Below are 20,044 nucleotides of genomic sequence, written 5' to 3'. Positions count from 1 at the left end.
GGGGAAGGCGAATCGGAACGGACCGTCACGGGGCGGGGCGGTCTTGGCGGGCAAGGGCGTGAGGCGGGCCAGGGGCGCCACCGTCGCGGCCACCGGGTCCATCCAGTCGGCGCCGCGCCAGGTGTCCATCACCACCTGGGAGGGGGAGGCCACAGTAAGGTCCAGGTGGCGGAACAGCCGGGTGTGCTCGTCGATATGGAGCTGCCGATAGGGTCCGTAGACACAGATGCCGCAGGCGGCGCTGCCGGGCGGGGGGGCGCCGCAGTTGTCGATGTCGTTGCGCAGCAGGTGAATGCCGGCGCAGAGACTTGTGAAGTCGTGGGTCCAGTAGTGACCGGCGTTGGCCCCGGCGATCCGCACCACATCGATCACCTCCCGGCTGGAATGGCCCAGCATGGAGTGGATGGCGAAGCTGCGCCGGCCGTCGCGCCAATCGGACAGCGCCGTCCTCAAGCCCGCGATCAGCGCCTCGGGTCGAAAGGCGCCCACCTTGGTCCCGTTCCATAGGACGCCCAGCGGCGGACCGTCGAGGCCGGTGGAGACGATAGGCCAGGGCGAGGCCGGATAGATGTGCAGGTGATCGCGGCCGAGCGCGCCGAATCGGGCGGCCTCGCGCTGGACGCTGGCCTGCACCCCGCCCACCACGGCGGCGTAGTTGTCGTGGCTGAAGGTCACGTGCAGGTCGCGGCGTTCCGAGTGCGATTCGGCGAGGCCCTTCTCCAGGTCGGCGGCCTGGCTCAATTTTACGGCCCGCGCCCAGACCTCACAGTCGGCCAGGCGTTCCTGCAGGGGCCGCAGGCGGGCCACGGTGTCGTGCCGGAAGCCCAGTCGGCGGCGGGCGATCCGGCCTTCGCCGCGGCCCTGGGCCAGGAAGTGGACAAAGGGCTGCACGCCGGCCGCCGCCACGTCGGGATTGAGCTCCAGATAGTCGTCCAGGTGGAAGTCCCGCGAGGGGTCGCGCCCCTCTTTCCAGCCCCGCGCCAGAAAGTGGTCCAGCCCATCCTGGCCCGCAGCCGCCACGTCGGGATTGTTGAACAGGTAGTAGGTCTCGTCGAACTCAGTGGCGGCCAGCGCCCTGTCGGCGGCGGTGACCGGATCATCGGCCTTGCCGTCCCGGACCAGCTTCCGCGCCACCAGGTAATCCAGCGCCTGGGCCGAGGCGACCGGCTCGCGGCCCTCGCGACGTCCAGTGGAAAGGTAGTGATAGAAGGGGTTGGCCCCGGTCTCCGCCACGTCGGGATAGCGTTCCAGATAGCCGGTGGTGGAGAACCAGGGCGCGGGATCGCGGCCCTCGCGCCAGCCAGCGTCGGCATAGTGGATCACCAGATCGCGACCGGTCTGCGCGATGTCGGGATAGGTGGCGCGATAGAAGTCGGCGTCCAGGGCAGGGCCCAGGACCAGCAGGCTACGATCGAGGCCGACGGCCATGAGACGAACTCTCCGCGAGGCCTGGACCTGTGCCGCAGAACGCCGCCTCGATCAACCGCCCCTTGCCCGCGCGCGCCTGCGGTCATAGACGCAAGGCTCACGTGCGCCGCCGAGGCGCCAGATGGGGCCCGATGGCGAGAACGACAACCCGACCGGCCAAGTCCGCGGCCTACCTGGTGTTGGGCATGCACCGGTCCGGCACCTCGGCCGTGACCCAACTCCTGGCCCTGGCCGGCGCCGAGCTGCCGCAGAACGTCATGCCCGGCGACGAGCACAATGCGCGGGGCTACTTCGAGCCCTGGAAAATCGCGCTGTTCAACGACGCGCGCCTGCGCGCCGCCGGTAGCGCCTGGGACGATGTCTTCGCCCTGCCCTACGCGGCCCTGCCCAAGGCCGACGAAGCCGAGTGGACGGCGCGCGCGCTGGCGCTCTATCGCGAAGAGTTCGGCGAGGCCCGCTTTCCGCTGCTGAAGGACCCTCGGATCTCGGTCCTGGGGCCGATGTGGCGACAGGTCCTGAAGACCGTGGGCATGTCGGCCCGGGCGGTGATTCCGGTACGCTCGCCGCTCGCTGTCGCTGGCTCCCTGACCCGGCGCGACGGCTTCCCGGTGGAGAAGTCGGTTCTGCTCTGGTGCGTCTACATGCTGGCCGCCGAACTCTATTCCCGCGACCTGCCCCGCGCCTTCGTCTCCTATGACGGCCTGCTCGCCGACTGGCGTGGCGAGGTCGAACGAATTGAAGCCGCCCACAGCGCGCCCCTGCCCCGGATGAGCCCACACGCGCAGGGCCAGATCGACCAGTTCCTTACAGGCGACCTGCGCCACAACGTCGGCGATGGAGACCTCTCGACCGTGCCGATCGTCGGCCCGCTGGCCAAGACCGTCCACGACTGGTTCCTGGCCGCCGCCGCCGGATCCACCCCACCGCTTGCCCCGCTAGAGGCCGCCGCGGTTCAGATCGCCGAGCTCAAGTCGAGGATGGGCGTGTTTGTCTCTCCGGTGACCGCCGCCCTGTCGACCGCCAGCGCCGAGCTGGACGAGGAGCGGCAACAGCGACGACGCGAGCGCCTCCAGACCCACGAGATCGAGGTCGAACTGGCCCTGCTGCGCCGTGAGCGCGCCGCAATCGAGGCCCAGGTCGACGCCATGTTGGCCATCCGCTGATCCCTTGACCAAGCGCCCCACCAGGAAGAAGGCGGCTGAGACCGTCGTCGCCACAGAGCTTCTGGCGCGCCGCCAGGTGCTGCGCGCCGCCCATGTGGCTCTCGCCCAGGACCGCTGGACCCGTTTCCAGGCCGCCGCCGCCAAGCGCCACTGGGACCGCGAACGCGGCCGCATTGAACAGCGGTTTGACCTGGCCCTCGCACGGGGCAAGTGGCCGGGCCGCGTGGCCCTGGTGCTGCGCTCCGGGCTCTGGACTTTCGGCCTCGATCAGGGGGTCGGGCGAGAGGGGGGGGGGACCCGTGGCTTGGTGTCCTACGTCCGCGCCGGCCCCGACTCCAACGCCCATCCCAAGGCTCTGTTCGACCAGACCTGGTACGTCGAGAAGAACGCCGACCTGGCGGGCACCGCCTGGGCCCCTCTGGCCCACTACTTGGTGGCCGGCGATAAGGAAGGTCGCGATCCGCACCCGCTGTTTGATCTGGCCGACTACCGCTCACGCCACGCGGTCAAGGTCGCCGCCAGCGGCCTGAGCGCCTTGCAGCACTTCGTTTTCACCGGCGCCCGCGAGGGCTTCAACCCCCACCCGCTGTTTGATCTGCGCCACTATGTCGGCCAGGCCGAGGAGGTGGCGAAGTCTGGCGAGAACCCATTGCTGCACTATCTGCGCGAGGGATGGCGGCTGGGCTACGAGCCCCACCCGCTGTTCTCCGGCGCCTGGTATCTGCAGCAGAACCCCGACGTGGCGGAGCGCGGCATTCCGCCCCTATTGCACTATGTGACCTCCGGCGCCGGCGAAGGCCGCCCGCCTCACCCGCTGTTCGACACAGGCTGGTACGCCGACCGCTATCGCGACGCGACGACGCTGGGCGCAAGCCCGCTCGCCGACTTCCTGGCCCACGGCGTTGAGGGTCGACGAAACCCCAGCCTGCACTTCGATTCCGCCTTCTATCTGGAGCAGAATCCGAAGGCTCCCGAAGATCGCCACGCCATCCTGCACTATCTGTCCGAGGGAGCTTTCGAGGGAGCCTCGCCGGCGCCGGACTTCGACGAACTGGCCTATCTGACCGCCAACCCGCGGGCCGCGGAGGCGCCGATCTCGGCCCTGGAGCACTGGGCGCTGAGCCGTGCGCCCAAGCCGGAGCCGGGCGCAGGTCATGTCCGGGCCGGCGGCGGCGACACCGGTCTCTTTGAACAACTCCGCGCCGCCCGCGCCAAGGACGCCAGCCTTTACGACGCCCAGGCCTATCGCGACCTGGCCGCGGAACGTCGGCGGATGGACGCGACCCGCAAGGCCAATGTGAAGGTCAAACCGCTGAAGCTGGTCAAGCTGGGCGAGAAGGACCTGGAGAAGGCCGCCGCCGCCCTCACCTTTCCGCCGGTCGCCAAGCCCCGCGCCTCCATCGTGATCCCCGCCTACAACAATCTGAAGTTCACCCTAGAGTGCCTGGCCTCGCTGCTGGCCGCCGGGGGGCTCGAGAGCGCCGAGATCATCGTCATCGACGACGCCTCGGCCGATGCGACCTCTGTGATGCTGGCCAAGGTTCCTGGCCTGAAACTGCTGACCAACCCTGAAAACCTCGGCTTCATCCGTACCTGCAACCGGGCGGCGGAGACGGCCAAGGGCGAGTTCGTCATCTTCCTGAACAACGACGTCCAGGTCCGGCCCGGCTGGCTGGCGGCGCTGCTCTCACCCTTCGATGAGGAAACCGGTGTCGGGGCCACGGCGCCCAAGATGCTGTTCCCCGATGGCCGCCTCCAGGAGGCCGGCGCCCGGATCGGCGTCGATGGCGCCTCGGAGATGATCGGCCTGTTCGATGATCCCGCCCTGCCGCGTTGGAACGTGCGGCGCGAGGTGGACTATGCCTCGGGCGCCTGCCTTGCGGTGCGCCGCAAGGTGTTTCGCGAACTGGGCGGCTTCGACATCACGTTCGCGCCCGCCTATTGCGAGGATGCCGACCTCTGCTTCCGTCTGCGCGAACGCGGCCTGCGGATCATCTACGAACCGACCTCGGAGATCGTGCATCACCTGTCGGTCACCGCCAATTCCATCGACGTCGGTTACAAACACCGGTTGGCGACCCGAAACCAGCAGGCCTTCGTCCAGCGTTGGAGCGAGCGGCTGGAGGCGCTGAACACCGTCCGCACGATCGCCTTCCACCTGCCCCAATTCCACGCCATTCCCGAGAACGACCGCTGGTGGGGCGCGGGCTTTACCGAGTGGACCAACGTCACCCGGGCCCTGCCGAACTATCGCGGCCACTACCAGCCGCACCTGCCCGCCGACCTGGGCTTCTACGACCTGTCCGACCCGCAGGCCCTGAAACGCCAGGGAGAACTGGCCGCCCAGTACGGCATCGGCGGCTTCTGCCACTATTTCTACTGGTTCTCCGGCGGCCGCCGGGTGCTGGAAAAGCCGCTGGAGCATCTGCTGACCGGGGCGGCCGGCGATTTCCCGTTCTGCCTGTGCTGGGCCAATGAGAACTGGACCCGCACCTGGGACGGCCAATCCAACGACGTCTTGCTGGCCCAGACCTATGAAGAAGGCGACGCCGAGGCCCTGATGGCCGAGATGGGTCCGTATCTGAAGCGCCCCAACTACATCCGGGTCAACGGCAAGCCGCTCGTGCTGCTCTATCGCCCAGGCCTGCTGCCGGACGCCAAGCTGTGGGTGGCCCACTGGCGCGACTGGTGCGCGAAAAACGGGGTGGGCGAGATCTACCTGGCCTATGTCGAGGGCTTCGAGAAGGCGGGCGGCGCCACCGACCCAACAAGCCTCGGGTTCGACGCGAGCGTGGAGTTCCCTCCCGCCGGCTCACAGGCGCTGATCCATCCGCCGGGCCCGCTCTACAACGCCCGCTTCGAGGGCCGGGTGAACGATTACCGTCAACTCGTGCGCCGCTACATGGCTGAGCCGACCCCGTCCCACACCCGCTTCCGCGGCGCCATGCCGAGCTGGGACAATACCGCCCGCCGTCAGGACCACGGCTGGTCGCACCACCACGCAACGCCGGGCGCCTTCCAGGCCTGGCTGGAGGCGATGTTCGCCGAGACCCGAAGGCAGAACTTCGGCGAGGAACGCCTGGTCTTCATCAACGCCTGGAACGAGTGGGCTGAGGGCGCGCACCTGGAGCCCGACCAGCGCTTCGGTCACGGCTGGCTGGAGGCGGTGAAGAACGCCGCTGACGCAGACCTGCTGGACAAGTCATGAGCGACGACCTGGTCCTGGTGGGCCACCCCTTTTCGGCCATCGGTATGGCCGAGCATGTCCGCTCGGCCTGGCGCGCCTTCAAGGCGGCCGGCGCCACCCCGGGCCTGATCGATATCTACGGCCTGGACCGCAACAAGGATCCCGACTTCGAGCGCGAATACGGCCCCCACGTGGTTCCCCGGCTCAGCCCGAAAACCAACCTCTTCTGCATCAACGCCAATGAGGTGGAGCAGGCGATGGGGGTGCTGGACGCCACGGGTTCCAAGCCCGCTTTCGAGAGCGCCTACAACATCATCTACCCGGCGTGGGAACTCGCGAAGTACCCCGAGCCCTGGGCGCGCATCCTGGAGCGGTTCGACGAGGTCTGGGCGCCCTCGGACTTCATCGCCCAGGCCATTCGCCCGGCCGTCAGCAAGCCGGTGGTCCATATGCCGCTCGCGGTGGAACTCACCCTCTCCAGTTTCCTGGGTCGCCGGGCCTTCGGCATACCTGAGCACGCCTTCGTGGTGCTGTTCTCCTTCGACTTCTCGTCCTTCGCCGAGCGCAAGAACCCCCTGGCCATGCTGGACGCCTTCGAACGCCTCTGCGCCCTGCGGCCGGCGGCCGCCCTGCACGCGATCGTCAAATACAAGGGCGGCGACGAGAAGAACCCGGCGCGCAGGGCGCTGGAGGCCCGACTCGCGGCGCTGGGCGGCCGCGCCCAGGGGATCACCCGTGAGCTTTCGGACAACGAGAACAAGAACCTGATCCGCTGCGCCGACGCCTTCGTCTCCCTGCACCGCTCCGAGGGCTTCGGGCGCGGGCCGGCCGAGGCCATGACCCTGGGCCGCGTGGCCATCGCCACCAACTATTCCGGCAACCTGGACTTCATGACGCCGGAGGCCAGCCTGCTGGTGGACTACGACCTGATCCCGGTGCCATCTGACGCCTACCTGTTCCCCGAGGGCCAGGTCTGGGCCGACGCCCATGTGGATCACGCGGTTCGGCTGATGGCCCGCATGCTGGACGATCCGGCCGAAGCCCGCGCGCTGGGCCGCCGCGCCAGCCGCCACATCCGCACCCACTTCAGCGCCCGGGCCGTGGGCCTGCGCTATACCGCCCGCCTGGACGAACTGGCTAAGGCTTAGCGGCCGGCTTCGGCGGCGGGGCCAGACCCAGGGCTTCCCGCCCAGGGTTCTCCGTCACCGCGATCTGGCGGATCACGAAGGCGCCGCCGGGCGAATCGTCGGTGTCGAGGCGAATCTGACTGATCAGCGAAGTGGTCCAGTCGTCGCCGCCGCCCATCGGATGGGCCATGTCATAGGCCAGGATCAGGGTCTCGTTGACCGCCGGACTGCCGCCCATCACCGGCTTGGCGAAGAACCCCTGGCCCTCGCCGTGCCCGGCGGTGGAGTAGTAGAGCGTTCCATCCCAGTCGGAGCTGGCCTGTTTGCGGGTCAGGCGCACCAGCACCAAGGAGCCGCGAGCGCCATTGATCTCCAGCCCGCTGGGGGATCGCAGGGCCGGATCGGGCGCCTGGTTGGTGAGGCGCAGGCCGGCGTTCTGGGCCAGGCCCGTGACGCCGCCGGCCAGGACGAAGCCGTCACTGGCCCCGTCGAACGTCCACATCCGCACCGCCTTCAGGGGCGTCGCCCCGAGGCGGAAGCCCTCGCCCGCGGCGTCCCAGGTGATCGGCTGGACGCGGGTTGTCGGGGCGACCGGCTTGTCCACCGGAAGACTGGGTTGCGGAGTCGGCGCCAGCCTCATCGTGCGCGGCGCGGGCTTGTCGCAGGCGGCCAGCGCCAGGAGGATGGCCAGGGGCAGGAAACGCGAAACGGTCATGTCAGCGCCTCAGCAGTTGGCGGACCTGGGCCACTGGCGGATCGAGGGCCAGGTAGAGCAGCCCGGTCATGGCCGCGAGGTCCAGGAAGTAGAGATAGCGGTAGTCGCAGGCGATGGAGATGGCGAAGAAACTCGCCGTGAAGGCCAGGGCCGCGACCAACAGGGCGATGATGGCGGCGTCGGCGCGGTCACGCCGCAGCAGCAGAGCGCCGGCGGTCAGGACCGCCACCACCGCGTAGCTGAGGTGCGAGAACAGCGGCCCATCCAGAAACCAGGTGCCGTAGTTGTAGAGCGCGCGGTCCGAAGCGTCCCGGCCGGGCGCGATCTCCAGCGCCTTCAGGGTGTCTGCCCGACCATCGACTCCCACGAAGAGCGGCAGGCACGAATCGATCTTCGGCGTCAGGAACACCCAGCGGAACACGTCGAACCGGTGGGCCAGATAGGCGCCGGGGTGGCGCAGCACGATGTCCAGCCATTGGGCGCGGACAACCTGGTCGCTCTGCCGCCACAGCACCGCGCCGACGGCGGGGTCGAGGTCGAGATAGTCGATGCGGACCGGCGTGTAGATTGGCACGGCCCGAGTGCGGATCACGGTCTGGGCTTCCGGATCGGCGTCGTTGAAGACGGTGAGGGTCAGGGCCGGGTCATGGGCCGCGGCGCCGATGATGTCGTAGTGCTGCAGGATGCGGACGCCGATGCCGCCGGCCTTGTCCGGGCCTGCCTTGGCCGGCTGGGAGGCGACCCCGATCAAATGTGAGGCCACGACTATGGCCACCATTGAGCCCAGCCCCCAGATGAGGCTGCGCCGCCAGCCCTCGCCGCGCACGGTCCAAGCCAGGGCCAAGGCGGCGAAGGGCGCGATGATGATCCCGTTCTGGCGGACCTGGGCGGCCAGGGCCAGGGCCAACAGGGCCGCGGCCAGCACGATCCAGGGCGGCCGCGCCGTCCGCCAGCTGACGCTGGCCCGGGCCAGCAGGAAGAAGCCGGCCACGGCCAGGTTGGCGAACAGCACGTCCTTCCAGACGATGCCCTGGAAGACCAGGATGATCGGCGAGGCCAGGAACAGCAAAGCCACCGGAACCGCCGCCCAGGATGCTTTCGGACGCAGGCCGCGCAGACCCAGCAGGCTGGCGAACAGCACAAAGCCGCTGCCCACCAGATAGAGCGCCGTCCCCGGCACCACGGCGTCAAAGGCGGCCAGCACCGAGGCGTAGGCGGCGGGGCCCCAGGTCTCCCGGGTCCCCATGCGGCCTTCGTAGAGTTGGGAAATCGAGTCGGGTGAGAGGTGCCCGGGCATGGCGCCGGCCAGCATCACCAGGAAGCCGGCGATCAGCAGCCCGCGCACCACATCGTCGGCGGTTAGATCCAGACCCCTTCGCGCCATCCGCCCGCTCCCCATCCGTCCTGAGAGGTAGGGCCGGCAGCTGTTCCTGAGAAGGTAAAAAAAGCGCCCGTTGCCGCGACGCAGCGACGCTTCCATGATCGCGGGCAGATGAGCACCGCGCCAAACCTCCAGATTCGGGCCTCCGGCGTGACCCCCGAACAGCTCGCCGCCTATTCCGCGTTGCTGGGCAAGGTGTTCGGAAACGCGTGGAAGTTCACGCCGCAAGCTTTGGCCTGGCGCTATCGCGACAATCCGGACGGCGCCGTGGTGGGGTTCGACGCCTGGGACGGCGAGCGGCTGGTCGCCCACTATGTCACCTGCCCCACCACAGCGCGCATCGGCGGCGGTTCGGTGCGGGGCCTGCTGTCGCTGAACACCGCCACCGATCCCGACTACGTCGGCCAGGGGCTGTTCACCCGACTGGCCCAGGCGACCTATGACGCCGGCGCCGCGGCTGGCCACGGTTTCGTCATGGGCGTCGCCAACGCCAACTCGACACCCGGCTTCCTGAGGAAGCTCGACTTCCAGCTCGTCGCACCGCTGGAGGCCGGATTGCTGCTGCTCCGCCCTCAGAAATTCGAGCATGCCGAGGCCGATTTTCGCATCGATTGGACACCGCGCCGCCTGGCCTGGCGGTTGGCCAATCCGGCCAGCGCCTATGGGGTGCGCGACCGCGCAGGCCTGACGGTGGTCTCGGCGCCGACCCATCTGCCGCTGGTGCGCTGCGTGGGGTTCGTCAGCGAGGGCCTGAGCGAGCCGGGCGGGGCGGCGGGTATGGCCTCTCTCTTCATCGGGCTGGAGCCGCGCCTGGACCTCGGCGCGCTGGGCTTCCTGCGTTTGCCGCAGAGGCTGCGGCCCTCACCGCTGAACCTGATTTATCGGCGGCTGGGCGACCCGGCGCCAGAGAGTCTCGACCCGACCCGCGTGGCCATCGGCTTCCTCGACTTCGATCCCTACTGACATGGCCGTCGTCCATGTCCTGGCCCACTTCGACGACGAGTATTTCGCCACGCCGCTGATCGCGCGGGCCGGGAGCGATCCGTGGTTCCTTTATATCGCCGACTACGCCACGCCTGCGCGCTCTTCCCGTAGACTCGCCGAATCACGGGCCTATCTGGCGGGGCTCGGCGTGCCATCCGAGCGCGTGATCCATGTCGGGGCGGGCACCGGCGCGCTCGACGGCACGGTGCATCGGCATCTGCCCGAGCTGCTGCCTCTCCTGACCGCGGAATTGGAGCGCGTCGGGCCGGTCGAACGCTTCGTGGTCACCGCCTGGGAGGGCGGCCACATGGACCACGACGCCTGCGCGGCGCTCGCCGTGCGGGTGGCGGGGACGACTCCCATCGACCAGATCACGCTCTACAATGGCCCGCGCCTGCCCGGCCGCCTGTTCCGCGCCGGGGTTCCACTGACCGAGAACGGGCCGCTGATCCGTACGCGCCTGTCGCTGTCGGCGTGGCTCGTCTTCGCCGCCGGGGTGAGGGCGTTCCCGTCGCAGGGCAAGACTTGGCTTGGCCTGTGGCCGGTGATGTTCGCCAACTACCTGCGCAAGGGGTTCGCCTACCAAGCCCTCGACCCAGCCCGCGTGAACGAGCGGCCCCACGCCGGGCCCCTGCTCTACGAGCGGATGTACGGGGTGACCTATGCCGAGGTGGCCGCCTCGATCAGGACGGCCTGGCCTGCAGGATCACCAGGAAACCCGCCAGCATGAGGCCGTAGCCCACGGCGAACTTCCAACTCGCCGGCTCCTTGAAAATCACCCAGGCCATCAGCGGCACCAGGGCCGAGCCCAGGATCGAGAAGGCGTAGGCGGTCGACAGCGGCGTCCGGGTCAGGATGTAGAACCACACCAGGGCCGTCAGCCCGTACCAGCCGAACGCCCCCATCAGCGGGAAGTTCTTCAACAGCTTCCAAGGCATGGGCCCGGCGATCTGGGCCTGATAGAGGGCCGCCCACTTAAACAGCAGCTGGCCGATCGGCAGGGCCACGGCGAACCCCGCGCACAGCAGATAGTCCAGCGCCTTCACGCGGCATGCTCGCCGGCTTCCATCTGGCGAATGGTGCGCAGATAGGGGTGAATCGGACGGGACGGGGTGTTGAGCACGTCGAAATTCATGGCCTGCAGCAGCATCTGGGTGCCGACGATCACCGGCAGGGCGGCGGCCATGACAACGCCGGCCGAGGCCGTCTGCTGCGGGTCGCGTGTGGCGAGCCAGTGGATGCCGTAGGTCCCACCGAAGGCCAGGAAGATGGTCCCGAAGATCAGCTCCAGGGTGGCGGCATGGAAGTCGCGGACGAAGTACTGACCCATCACCCGTTGACAGAAGTTGGTGAGGTGTTTCAGCGCGAAGGGCCCCACAATGGCGCCGATCCGCAGGTTGCTGACCTCCTCGCCGTAGCGGGCCGGGATCGGCACATCACGCACCACCGCCCGCAGGGTGCCCAGATGGTAGAGCAGGTCGGTCTCGAAAAAGAATCGCTGCGAGATCCGCTTTTCCATCACCCGGTCGGCGACGCAGCCCTCGATGGCGGTGAAGCCGTTGGTGGGATCAAAGACGTTCCAATATCCGGTGGAGACCTTGGCCGCGAAGCTCAGGGCCGCATTGCCGAACACCCGCACGCCGGGCATCGACTTCAGGTGGCTGATGGAGGTGAAGCGGTTGCCCTTGGTGTAGTCGGCCTCCCCCAGCAGGATGGGGGCCACCAGGTGGGGGATGTAGCCCAGGTCCATCTGGTCGTCGCCGTCCACCTTGACCAGCACCCGCGCGCCGCGCCGAATAGCCTCGGCATAGCCCGCCAGCACCGCCCCGCCGACCCCACGGTTCTTCGACAGCCGTACGATGACGACCCGAGAATCGGCCTTGGCCGCCTCGATGAAGTCGCCGGACTTGTCGGGACAGCCGTCGTCGACACAGACAATGCCCTCGGCCCAGGCCGGGACCTTGGCGATCACCTTCAGGATATGGTCGCGCACCCGGTAGCAGGGGATGATGATCCAGGTCCGGGAGTCCTCCAGGCTGGGCAAGGCCGAGGCAGGCGCGACAAGGGGCCGGGCCGTGCGGGCCTGGACCATCGTGGCGTCGGATTCTGTCGGCGGCATCCGGGGTTTCCTTCTCTGGTCGGATACACGGCTCCTGGCAGGTTGCAAAGCACGCGGCCTGCGACTACCCCCCGTGGTCGAACGTCCACCAACCGGCGAGACTCATGCCCCACGACCTGGTGCGCGCCCGCGCACCGCTCCGGCTCGGCTTCGGCGGCGGCAGCACCGACGTCTCCCCGTATTGCGACGAGCATGGCGGCGTGGTGCTGAACGCCGCCATCGACCTGTTCGCCCATGTCAGTCTCGAGCGCCGCACCGACGGCCAGGTGCGGCTGGTGGCCGCCGACCGCGAGCACTTCTGGAATGCGGCGGCCACCAGCCCCCTGCCGACCGACGAGCCCCTGAGGCTGCTGAAGGGGGTCTATAACCGCTTCATGGCCGATCACGCCGGCGGCCAGGCCATTCCCCTCACACTCACCACCTATGCCGACTGCCCGCCCGGCTCGGGCCTGGGGACGTCCTCAGCCTTGGTCGTGGCCATGGTGGAGGCGTTTCGGCGGTTCCTCGGCATCGAAATGTCCCCCCACGCGGTGGCGGCCCTGGCCTATGACATCGAGCGCCGCGACCTCGGCCTCGCCGGAGGCCATCAGGATCAGTATGCCGCCGCCTTCGGTGGCCTGAACGTCATGCACTTCCACGCCATGGACCGCGTGGACGTCGAGCCCGTCGCGGTCGATCCCACGGTGATGAAGGAGCTCGAGGCCTCCCTGGTGCTCTACTTCACCGGGGTCTCGCGGGAGTCGGCCTCCATCATCGAGGAGCAGACCGCGAATATGCGCGCCCACGCCCCGGGCTCGCTGCAGGCCCTGCACGACATCAAGGCCAGCGCCCATGCCATGCGCGCGGCGCTGATGGCCGGCGACCTGCCGCGGTTTGGTGAACTCCTCGATTCAGGCTGGGCGTCCAAGAAGCTCACCGCCACCAAGATGTCCTCGGCCCAGATTGACGAAGTCTATGCCGAGGCCAAGGCCTTCGGCGCCTTCGGCGGCAAGGTTTCGGGCGCCGGCGGCGGCGGCTTCATGATGTTTCTGATCGACCCCACCAAGCGCGATGGTCTCAAGCGCCTGCTCACCAACTTTGGCGGCGCGGCCCAGTCGGCCCGGTTCACCAGCGCAGGCGCCGAATCCTGGGTGGTGCGGTGAGCCCGGAAAACCGATAGAGCCAAGGCGTGAAAGAGCTTTCGAAATCCATCGTCCGGCGCATGGCCGATCCCAACTTCGCACGCCGCTGGTTCGTGGGCGATGGTCTCGACATTGGCGGCAAGCCCGATCCCCTGTCGCTCTACGCATCCTTCTTCCCGGCGCTTACCGGCGTGCGGGTCTGGGACTGGGAGGACGGCGACGCTCAGCAACTGGCGGGCCTGTCGCCGGAGAGCCTGGACTTCGTCCACTCCAGCCACTGTCTGGAGCATCTCGTCGATCCAAAGGAGGGTCTTTCCTCCTGGTTCCGGGTGATCAAGCCGGGCGGCTTCCTGGTGGTGACCGTGCCGGACGAAGACCTCTACGAGCAGGGCGTCTTCCCCTCGACCCATAACCGCGACCACAAATGGACCTTCACGGTGCTGAAGGCGCGTTCCTGGAGCGACCGGTCCATCAACCTGGTGGAGCTGCTGTCGGGCTTGGGTGAGGCCGCCGATATCGAGCGGCTGGTCCTGCTGAACTCCACCTTCCGCTATGACCTGCCCCGGTTCGACCAGACTCTCACCCCCATCGGCGAGTGCGGGATCGAGTTCGTGGTGCGCAAGCGCACGGCCCGGGAACTGGCCTATGGCGGCTTGGTGCGCGACACCGCCCAGCCCACGCCCGCCGATCGGCGGCACTTCAACCAATACCGCGCCGACCACGCCCACATGAAGACCAGCGCCCCGCCCTTCGAAGACGAGAGCGAGCTCTAGAGCCACGCGATTTCTATCCGATTTCGGCGGGAATCGCGGCCCCGCGCCACGCTTGCGCCGCAAAATGCGACCTGTTACCAGCGGCCTCGGTCGGGAGAGTTGATGCAAGTCTCGGAACACATGCTCCGCACGGGCCGTCACGGCGCCTTGCACGAATTCGGCATGGCTTTCGCCGATCTCAGGGCCTCGACCAAGCGGATCGACCTGGCCTGGTCTCTGGCTTGGCACGACATCATCTCGCGCTATCGCGGCTCGATCCTCGGCCCCTTCTGGATCACGCTTTCCATGGGCCTGATGATCCTGGGCATGGGCTTTCTCTATGCCGAGATCTTCAAGGTCTCTATCAAGGAGTACATGCCCTTCGTGGCGCTCGGCCTCGTGTTCTGGGGTCTAATTGTCGGCGTCATCACCGAGGGCTGCGACACGTTCGTCCAGGCGTCCGGCATGCTGAGCCAGACCTCCCTGCCGATGTTCACCTTCGTGTGGCGCACGGTGATGCGCAACCTGATCAACCTGGCCCACCACCTGGTGATCGTGGTCGTGGTGCTGGTCTGGTTCGACTATTGGAAAGTGGCCAATGTGCCGGCCGCCCTGCTGGGGATCGCCCTGGTGGTCCTCAACGTCTCCTGGGTCAGCATGGCCGCCGGCATCGCCTCGGCCCGCTTCCGCGATGTGCCGCAGATCGTCGGCTCGGTCATGCAGTTCGCCATGTTCATGACCCCGATCTTCTGGCAGCCGGGTCGCATGGGCGGCAAGGCCCACGCCATCCTGGTGTTCAACCCGTTCTTCCACATGATCGACGGCATCCGCGCCCCGCTGATGGGCGGCCAGACGGGATCGGGGACCTATCCCATCCTGGCGATCCTGGCCGTTCTGGGCTGGGTGGGGACCTTCAGCGTCTTCACCCTCACCCGCCGCAGGATCGTGCACTACCTATGAAGGGCCCGCAGGTTTCCATCACGGTCAGCGACCTGACCCTGCGCTTCCCCGTCTATGGGGTGGACGCCAAGTCTCTGAAGAAGAGCCTCGCCGTCGTCACGGTGGGGGGCCGCCTGGGATCGTCTCTGACCGGCGCCACCGAGGTCACGGCGCTTTCCAAGGTCAATATCAAGCTCAAAGCGGGCGACCGGCTAGGGCTGATCGGTCATAACGGTTCAGGCAAGACCACCCTGCTGCGGGCCCTGTCGGGGGCCTATGAGCCGGACGAGGGGCAGATCGAGATCCATGGTCAGATCGCCTCGCTGCTGGACCTCAACCTCGGCATCGACCCCTCGGCCACCGGCCTGGACAACATCCGCCTGCGCGGACGGATCGCCGGCCTGACCGCCCGCGAGATCGAGGACAAGCTGGAGGAGATCGGCGAGTTCACCGGTCTCGGCCCCTTCCTGGCCATGCCGCTGAAGACCTATTCGGCCGGCATGCAGGCCCGCCTGGCCTTCGCCGTGGCCACCGCCGTCGACGCCGATGTGCTGCTGATGGACGAATGGATCGCGGTCGGCGACGCCCAGTTCCAGAAGATCGCCCACAAGCGGCTGCTGTCGCTGATGGAGCGGGCCGGTATCCTGGTCCTGGCTTCGCACGACATCGACCTGATCCGCCTCTACTGCAACAAGGTCATGGTGATGAAAGGCGGCGTCGCCTCCCCCGTCACCCACGTGAAGAACCTGGACGACCTGCTCGCCGACGCCTGACGCGGGCGCCATCGGCTGCTAGACAAACTCTCCTAAGGGGCCGGGCGCTAAGTATCTTGGACGTCGTCTTCACCATCGTTTCGCGCAACTATGCGGCCCAGGCGGCGACGCTGATGGAGAGCCTCGCCGTGAGCGAGCCCGGCGTGGCCCGCGTGGTGATCGCCACCGACGGCCCTATCGCCTTCGCCGATGCGGGCGTGCGCGTGATCGAGGCCGGAAGCTTCGTCCCCAATTTCGCTGCCATGTGCGCCTATTACGACGCCCTGGAGCTGAACACGGCGGTCAAGCCGCATGCCTTCCGCGCCCTGTTGGCCGAGGCTGGCGTGACCTCGGCGGTCTATCTGGACCCCGACATCTTCGTCTATCGGCCGCTGGCCGAGGTGCGCGAGGGCCTGGCCCGCGCGCCCTTGGTCCTGACCCCGCACATGACCCGGCCGCTGCGAGGGGACGCCAACCCGAACGACCATGTCATCCTGACCTCCGGCGCCTACAACCTCGGCTTCATGGCCGTGCGGAACGAGCCACAGATCGAGGCCCTGCTGGACTGGTGGGCGCAGAAGCTGGAGTTCGACTGCCGGGTCGACTTCGCGGCCGGCCTGTTCACCGACCAGAAGTGGATGGACCTGGCTCCGGGCCTGGTGAGCGACCTGGCGCTGCTGCGGACCCCGACCCTCAACCTGGCCTATTGGAACCTGGAGGGCCGCGAACTCTCCAACGGGTCCGACGGCTGGCGGGTGGGCGGGCAGAGCCTGGGGTTCTTCCATTTCTCCGGCTTTGACCCGGCCCGGCCGGACCTGCTCTCCAAGCACCAGGACCGCATCAAGGTCGCCCCGGGTTCGCCCCTTGCCGACCTCCTGACGGCCTATGCGGCCGCCATGCTGCGCAACGGCCATGCGCAGGCCAAGGTCACGCCCTACGGTCACCGCGCCTTCCCTTCGGGCCGCTTGGTGACGGCGCAGGAACGCCGCAGGATGCTGGAGGCCGCCCGGGCCGGCGAGGCGTTCGGCGGCGGCCTGACTCAGGCGGCCCAGGTCTGGCTCGGCGCCCCCACAGACGGCGCAATTCGCCAGCCGACCGCACCGCCGGAGGGTCCGTGGCTCGCCGCGTCCAGCGAACTCGGAGCCTGGCTCATGGCCAATCCAGGAGCGGCCGCCAACGCCTTGCTGGCCGCCCGTAGCGACCTGCGTGACCGGTTCGCCACCGATCCGGCAGGCCTACAGGCTTGGCTGCTCGGACCGGAAGCCCTGGCCGGCCGTTTCGACGCGCGGCTGCTGACCCAAGCCGATCCCGACGTCGTCGCCCGCGCGACCCGCTACGCCATGGACGAGCCGTCCCCGGTCGGCGCCTATGGCCTTGCCCACCGCGCCGGATGGCCGGGTGGTCTGACCGATCCGGCCCTGGAAGCGCCTGTTGCGAACCTCGCCCAGGGCCTGCCCTTCCCGCGGCTGTTCCTGGACCTGTGGGAGAGCCGGGGCGACTTGCAGAGGCTCTTCCCGCTGGCCAGCTTCCGCCAGCGGTTCGCCTTCCTGCGCTGGCTGATCGGCGGCGGCCTCGCGGAAGCGGGCGTTGATCTCGCCGTCCTGCCCGCTGGCGTTCGCAATCACCCGGTGTTCCGTTTGGCCCGGCTCAGTGTGCGCCGTGAGGGGACGGTCCCGCGCCGCATTGCGGCCACCGGCGCCTGCGAGACTTTGCTGGTGATGGAACGATGGACTGACACCGCCGCCGCCCCGGTCTTTGAGAGCGCGACGACGAGCTTCCTGACCGCTTCCGGCGCGCCACAACGGCCGCCCGCCCAGGTCGGTCAGGTGGTGTTCCAGACTGAACCCGGCCTCAGCCCGGCCGACGCCATCGCCCTGCTGGCGCATGGCGTGGCGTGGCGAGCGGCGCGACGATGAGCGCGGTCGCCGCCGCCCGCCGGATCTGGCGTGGCCTGGTCCCGGAAACCCTGCGCCGCGCCGCCCAACCGGTCCTGGCCGGGGCGCTCTCGGCCTATGTCCGATCCTCCGCTCGCGCGCCGCATGCGGCCGATACCTTGGGCGGACCCATCCGAGTGGTGGGTTTCCTTGAAGGCTCCCACGGAATCGCCGCCTCGGCACGCCTGGCCATCCGCGCCTTCGAGACCCTGGGCGTGCCGGTGGAGACCATCGACGTCTCGGCGGCCCAGCTCGACTGGATCGGACAACTCGGCCCCACACCCACGCCGGGTCCCTGGATCTTCCACCTAAATGCCCCGGAGCTCTTGGCCGCGCTCGCCTATCTTGGGCCAAGGCGGGTGCTGGGGCCCCGTTACGGCTACTGGGCCTGGGAGCTGCCCAAGGCGCCCGATCTATGGCTGAAGGACGCGGGCCTGATGGATGGAATCTGGGCGCCCAGCGCCTATACCGCCAATGCCCTGGCCGGCGCCGCCGCCCCGGTGCGGGTGGTGCCCCACCCGCTGTTCCTGGAAGACTACCGCGACGTCGTTCCCGCCGCGCACGCAGCGGAGTTCCTGGCCGTCAGCCTGTTCGACTTCAATTCCGCCGCGGCGCGAAAGAACCCTGAGGGCGTGATCTCGGCGTTCGCCCAGGCCTTCGGGGACGACCCGGCCGTTCGCCTGCTTATGAAGACCCAGAACGGCCACCTCTTCCCTGACCACCTGGCGCGTCTGCGCCGTATGGCGCCAGCCAACGTGACCCTGGAGGACGCCGTCTGGCCCTATCAGCGGGTGAAGAGCCTGATCGCCGGCGCCGACGTGCTGATCTCCCTGCACCGCGCCGAGGGGTTCGGCCTCACGCCGGCGGAGGCCATGGCCCTGGGCACCCCGGTGATCGCCACCGGCTGGTCAGGCAATCTGGACTTCATGGATGCCAACAGCGCCATGCTCATCCCCTCCCACCAGATTCCGGTGCAGGACAGCCAGGGCATCTATCTCGGCCAGACCTGGGCCGAACCCGACACGGCCGCCGCCGCCGAAGCCCTGCAGCGCCTTCGCACCACCCCGGAACTGGGCCGCCGCCTGGCCGAGAACGGCCGCCGTATGGTGGCCGAGCGGCTCTCGCCCCAAGCCTGGTTCACGACCCTGCCGGACGACGTGAAGCGTGCGGCGATGGCGGCGATCCGGGGCTAGATTCCCATGTTTGACGCGTGACGGGCGCCTGAACCGGAGTCCACTTCAGGCTGTCCTGCTAGTCCTTCACCGGCTTGCCAACGCTCAGCAGGGCGAAAACCGCGACCGCCCCCACCAGCACCACCGGCACCATCGACTGCAACACCTGGCCGGCGCTGTAGCCCGCGCCGCGCAGTTCGCCAGCGATCAATGGTCCCGCGATGGAGCCCAGGCGACCGACCGCGATGGCCGCGCCTGCGCCCGCGGCCCGAACCTGGGCGGGGTAGTAGATAGGCGCCAGGGCGTAGAGCACGTAGAGCCCTCCCACCACAGTGAAACCCGCGGCCGCCGCGAAGCCATAGATGGCCGGCAGAGCCGTCGCCTGGGCCAGGCCGTACATCGCGGCGGCCAGCACAAGGAACACCGCCAGCAGCGGCCATCGGAAGCCTACCCGGTCGGCCAGCCAGCCCAGCATCAGGGCGCCCATGACGCTGAAGGCGTTGAACCACAGCGAGGCCGCGGCCCCGTCGGCGGCCGTGAACCCCTTGGCCACAACCAGGCTCGGCAGCCAGTTGAGCAGCAGGTAGGTGACCAGCAGGTCCAGGCCAAACACGACCCAGATCAGGAAGGTGGTGAGCGCCCGCTGCTCGGAGAACAGACCTCGGGCCAGCCCACGATCGGCATTGGGATCCGGCTCGGGCCGGGTCTCAGGCAGCAACCACAGGACCACGGGGGTCAGAAGCAACGGCAGGGCGCCGCCGATCAGGAAGATGGTGCGCCAATCCAGGGCCTCGCCGCCGTTGCTGGCCAGGAGAGCGACCAACGAGCCGCCGGCCGGGAGGCCGCAGAACATGCTGGTGGTGGTGGCCGCGCGCCTGGAGGGGATGCTGATCTCGGTGGCGATGGCGATCAGGTTGGGCATGGCCCCGCCGAAGCCGATGCCGGTAAGCAGTCGCGCCACGGTCAGCGTCTCGAAGCTGTTGGCGAAGGCGGTGGCTATCGAGAATACCCCGAAAGCCGCAACCGAAACCGCCAGCACCGGCCTGCGTCCGACCCGGTCGGCGAACCAGCCGCCGGTGAGCGCGCCCATGACCAGGCCGATCATGGCCGCGCTGCCGGCCCACCCCATCTGGCCAGGATTGAGACCTAGCTCCGGCGCCATGTGCGGCGCCGAAACCCCGAACGCCTGGATGTCGTAGCCTTCTAGGGCCGCGATGCAGAAGCAGATCGCGACGATGAAGCCCGGAGCGAGACGCTTCGCGGCGGCCAT

16 protein-coding genes and 1 pseudogene are annotated in these 20,044 nt (G+C 68.5%); 11 read left to right on the top strand and 6 right to left on the bottom strand.

What is annotated here, in order from left to right; all coding sequences use genetic code 11:
- Window positions 1-1,428 (bottom strand): annotated as a pseudogene (locus tag AAC997_RS00590) (hypothetical protein); the annotation flags it as partial.
- Between the two features lie 131 nt (window positions 1,429-1,559).
- Between AAC997_RS00590 and AAC997_RS00585 the strand changes: the two are divergent.
- Genes AAC997_RS00585 through AAC997_RS00575 form a run of 3 tightly spaced genes read left to right on the top strand, consistent with a single transcriptional unit; the run spans window position 1,560 to window position 6,926 of the window.
- Window positions 1,560-2,591, top strand: coding sequence for a hypothetical protein (locus tag AAC997_RS00585; RefSeq protein WP_340643752.1), 1,032 nt, complete (start codon window positions 1,560-1,562; stop codon window positions 2,589-2,591).
- A 4-nt stretch (window positions 2,592-2,595) separates the two neighbouring features.
- Window positions 2,596-5,799, top strand: coding sequence for a glycoside hydrolase family 99-like domain-containing protein (locus tag AAC997_RS00580; protein ID WP_340643751.1), 3,204 nt, complete (start codon window positions 2,596-2,598; stop codon window positions 5,797-5,799).
- Complete coding sequence (locus AAC997_RS00575; RefSeq protein ID WP_340643750.1) at window positions 5,796-6,926, top strand: glycosyltransferase family 4 protein; 1,131 nt, start codon at window positions 5,796-5,798, stop codon at window positions 6,924-6,926. The genes AAC997_RS00580 and AAC997_RS00575 overlap by 4 nt, the downstream gene beginning before the upstream one ends.
- Here AAC997_RS00575 and AAC997_RS00570 read toward each other — a convergent pair.
- Window positions 6,916-7,620 (bottom strand): hypothetical protein, encoded by a 705-nt coding sequence (locus AAC997_RS00570; protein ID WP_340643749.1) that lies wholly within the window; start codon window positions 7,618-7,620, stop codon window positions 6,916-6,918. The genes AAC997_RS00575 and AAC997_RS00570 overlap by 11 nt on opposite strands.
- A gap of 1 nt (window position 7,621) precedes the next feature.
- Window positions 7,622-9,004 (bottom strand): hypothetical protein, encoded by a 1,383-nt coding sequence (locus tag AAC997_RS00565; RefSeq protein WP_340643748.1) that lies wholly within the window; start codon window positions 9,002-9,004, stop codon window positions 7,622-7,624.
- A gap of 108 nt (window positions 9,005-9,112) precedes the next feature.
- On the opposite strand from AAC997_RS00565, the gene AAC997_RS00560 reads away from it, so the two are divergent.
- Window positions 9,113-9,964 (top strand): GNAT family N-acetyltransferase, encoded by an 852-nt coding sequence (locus AAC997_RS00560; protein WP_340643747.1) that lies wholly within the window; start codon window positions 9,113-9,115, stop codon window positions 9,962-9,964.
- Window position 9,965: 1 nt separating this feature from the next.
- On the top strand, window positions 9,966-10,715 hold the full coding sequence (locus AAC997_RS00555; protein WP_340643746.1) for a hypothetical protein: 750 nt from the start codon (window positions 9,966-9,968) through the stop codon (window positions 10,713-10,715).
- Here AAC997_RS00555 and AAC997_RS00550 read toward each other — a convergent pair.
- The gene (locus AAC997_RS00550) at window positions 10,669-11,031 is read right to left on the bottom strand and encodes a hypothetical protein (protein ID WP_340643745.1); all 363 of its coding nucleotides are present in this window, start codon (window positions 11,029-11,031) and stop codon (window positions 10,669-10,671) included. The two genes, AAC997_RS00555 and AAC997_RS00550, sit on opposite strands and share 47 nt — an antisense overlap.
- A complete protein-coding gene (locus tag AAC997_RS00545) occupies window positions 11,028-12,104 on the bottom strand; it encodes a glycosyltransferase family 2 protein (RefSeq protein WP_340643744.1) in 1,077 nt (358 codons plus the stop codon). The genes AAC997_RS00550 and AAC997_RS00545 overlap by 4 nt, the downstream gene beginning before the upstream one ends.
- A gap of 104 nt (window positions 12,105-12,208) precedes the next feature.
- Between AAC997_RS00545 and AAC997_RS00540 the strand changes: the two genes are divergently transcribed.
- The 6 genes from AAC997_RS00540 (at window position 12,209) to AAC997_RS00515 (ending at window position 18,795) form a co-directional block, all read left to right on the top strand.
- Window positions 12,209-13,246: a dehydrogenase gene (locus AAC997_RS00540; RefSeq protein ID WP_340643743.1), complete on the top strand. Its 1,038-nt coding sequence runs from the start codon at window positions 12,209-12,211 to the stop codon at window positions 13,244-13,246.
- A 26-nt stretch (window positions 13,247-13,272) separates the two neighbouring features.
- Complete coding sequence (locus tag AAC997_RS00535; protein WP_340643742.1) at window positions 13,273-13,998, top strand: methyltransferase domain-containing protein; 726 nt, start codon at window positions 13,273-13,275, stop codon at window positions 13,996-13,998.
- A 102-nt stretch (window positions 13,999-14,100) separates the two neighbouring features.
- Window positions 14,101-14,937, top strand: a complete 837-nt coding sequence (locus AAC997_RS00530; RefSeq protein WP_340643741.1) for an ABC transporter permease — start codon at window positions 14,101-14,103, stop codon at window positions 14,935-14,937.
- Window positions 14,934-15,689 carry an ABC transporter ATP-binding protein gene (locus AAC997_RS00525; protein WP_340643740.1) on the top strand — a complete coding sequence of 252 codons (756 nt, stop codon included), beginning with the start codon at window positions 14,934-14,936 and terminating at the stop codon, window positions 15,687-15,689. The genes AAC997_RS00530 and AAC997_RS00525 overlap by 4 nt, the downstream gene beginning before the upstream one ends.
- 56 nt (window positions 15,690-15,745) lie before the next feature.
- Complete coding sequence (locus AAC997_RS00520; RefSeq protein WP_340643739.1) at window positions 15,746-17,584, top strand: hypothetical protein; 1,839 nt, start codon at window positions 15,746-15,748, stop codon at window positions 17,582-17,584.
- Window positions 17,581-18,795, top strand: coding sequence for a glycosyltransferase (locus tag AAC997_RS00515; RefSeq protein ID WP_340643738.1), 1,215 nt, complete (start codon window positions 17,581-17,583; stop codon window positions 18,793-18,795). The genes AAC997_RS00520 and AAC997_RS00515 overlap by 4 nt, the downstream gene beginning before the upstream one ends.
- 58 nt (window positions 18,796-18,853) lie before the next feature.
- Here AAC997_RS00515 and AAC997_RS00510 read toward each other — a convergent pair whose 3' ends face one another.
- The gene (locus tag AAC997_RS00510; protein WP_340643737.1) at window positions 18,854-20,044 is read right to left on the bottom strand and encodes an MFS transporter; all 1,191 of its coding nucleotides are present in this window, start codon (window positions 20,042-20,044) and stop codon (window positions 18,854-18,856) included.

The organism is Phenylobacterium sp. (assembly GCF_037968635.1).
Taxonomy (GTDB): Bacteria; Pseudomonadota; Alphaproteobacteria; order Caulobacterales; family Caulobacteraceae; genus Phenylobacterium.
Note: the sequence above shows the minus strand (reverse complement) of the source record. Positions and strands in the feature narration are given on the sequence as shown.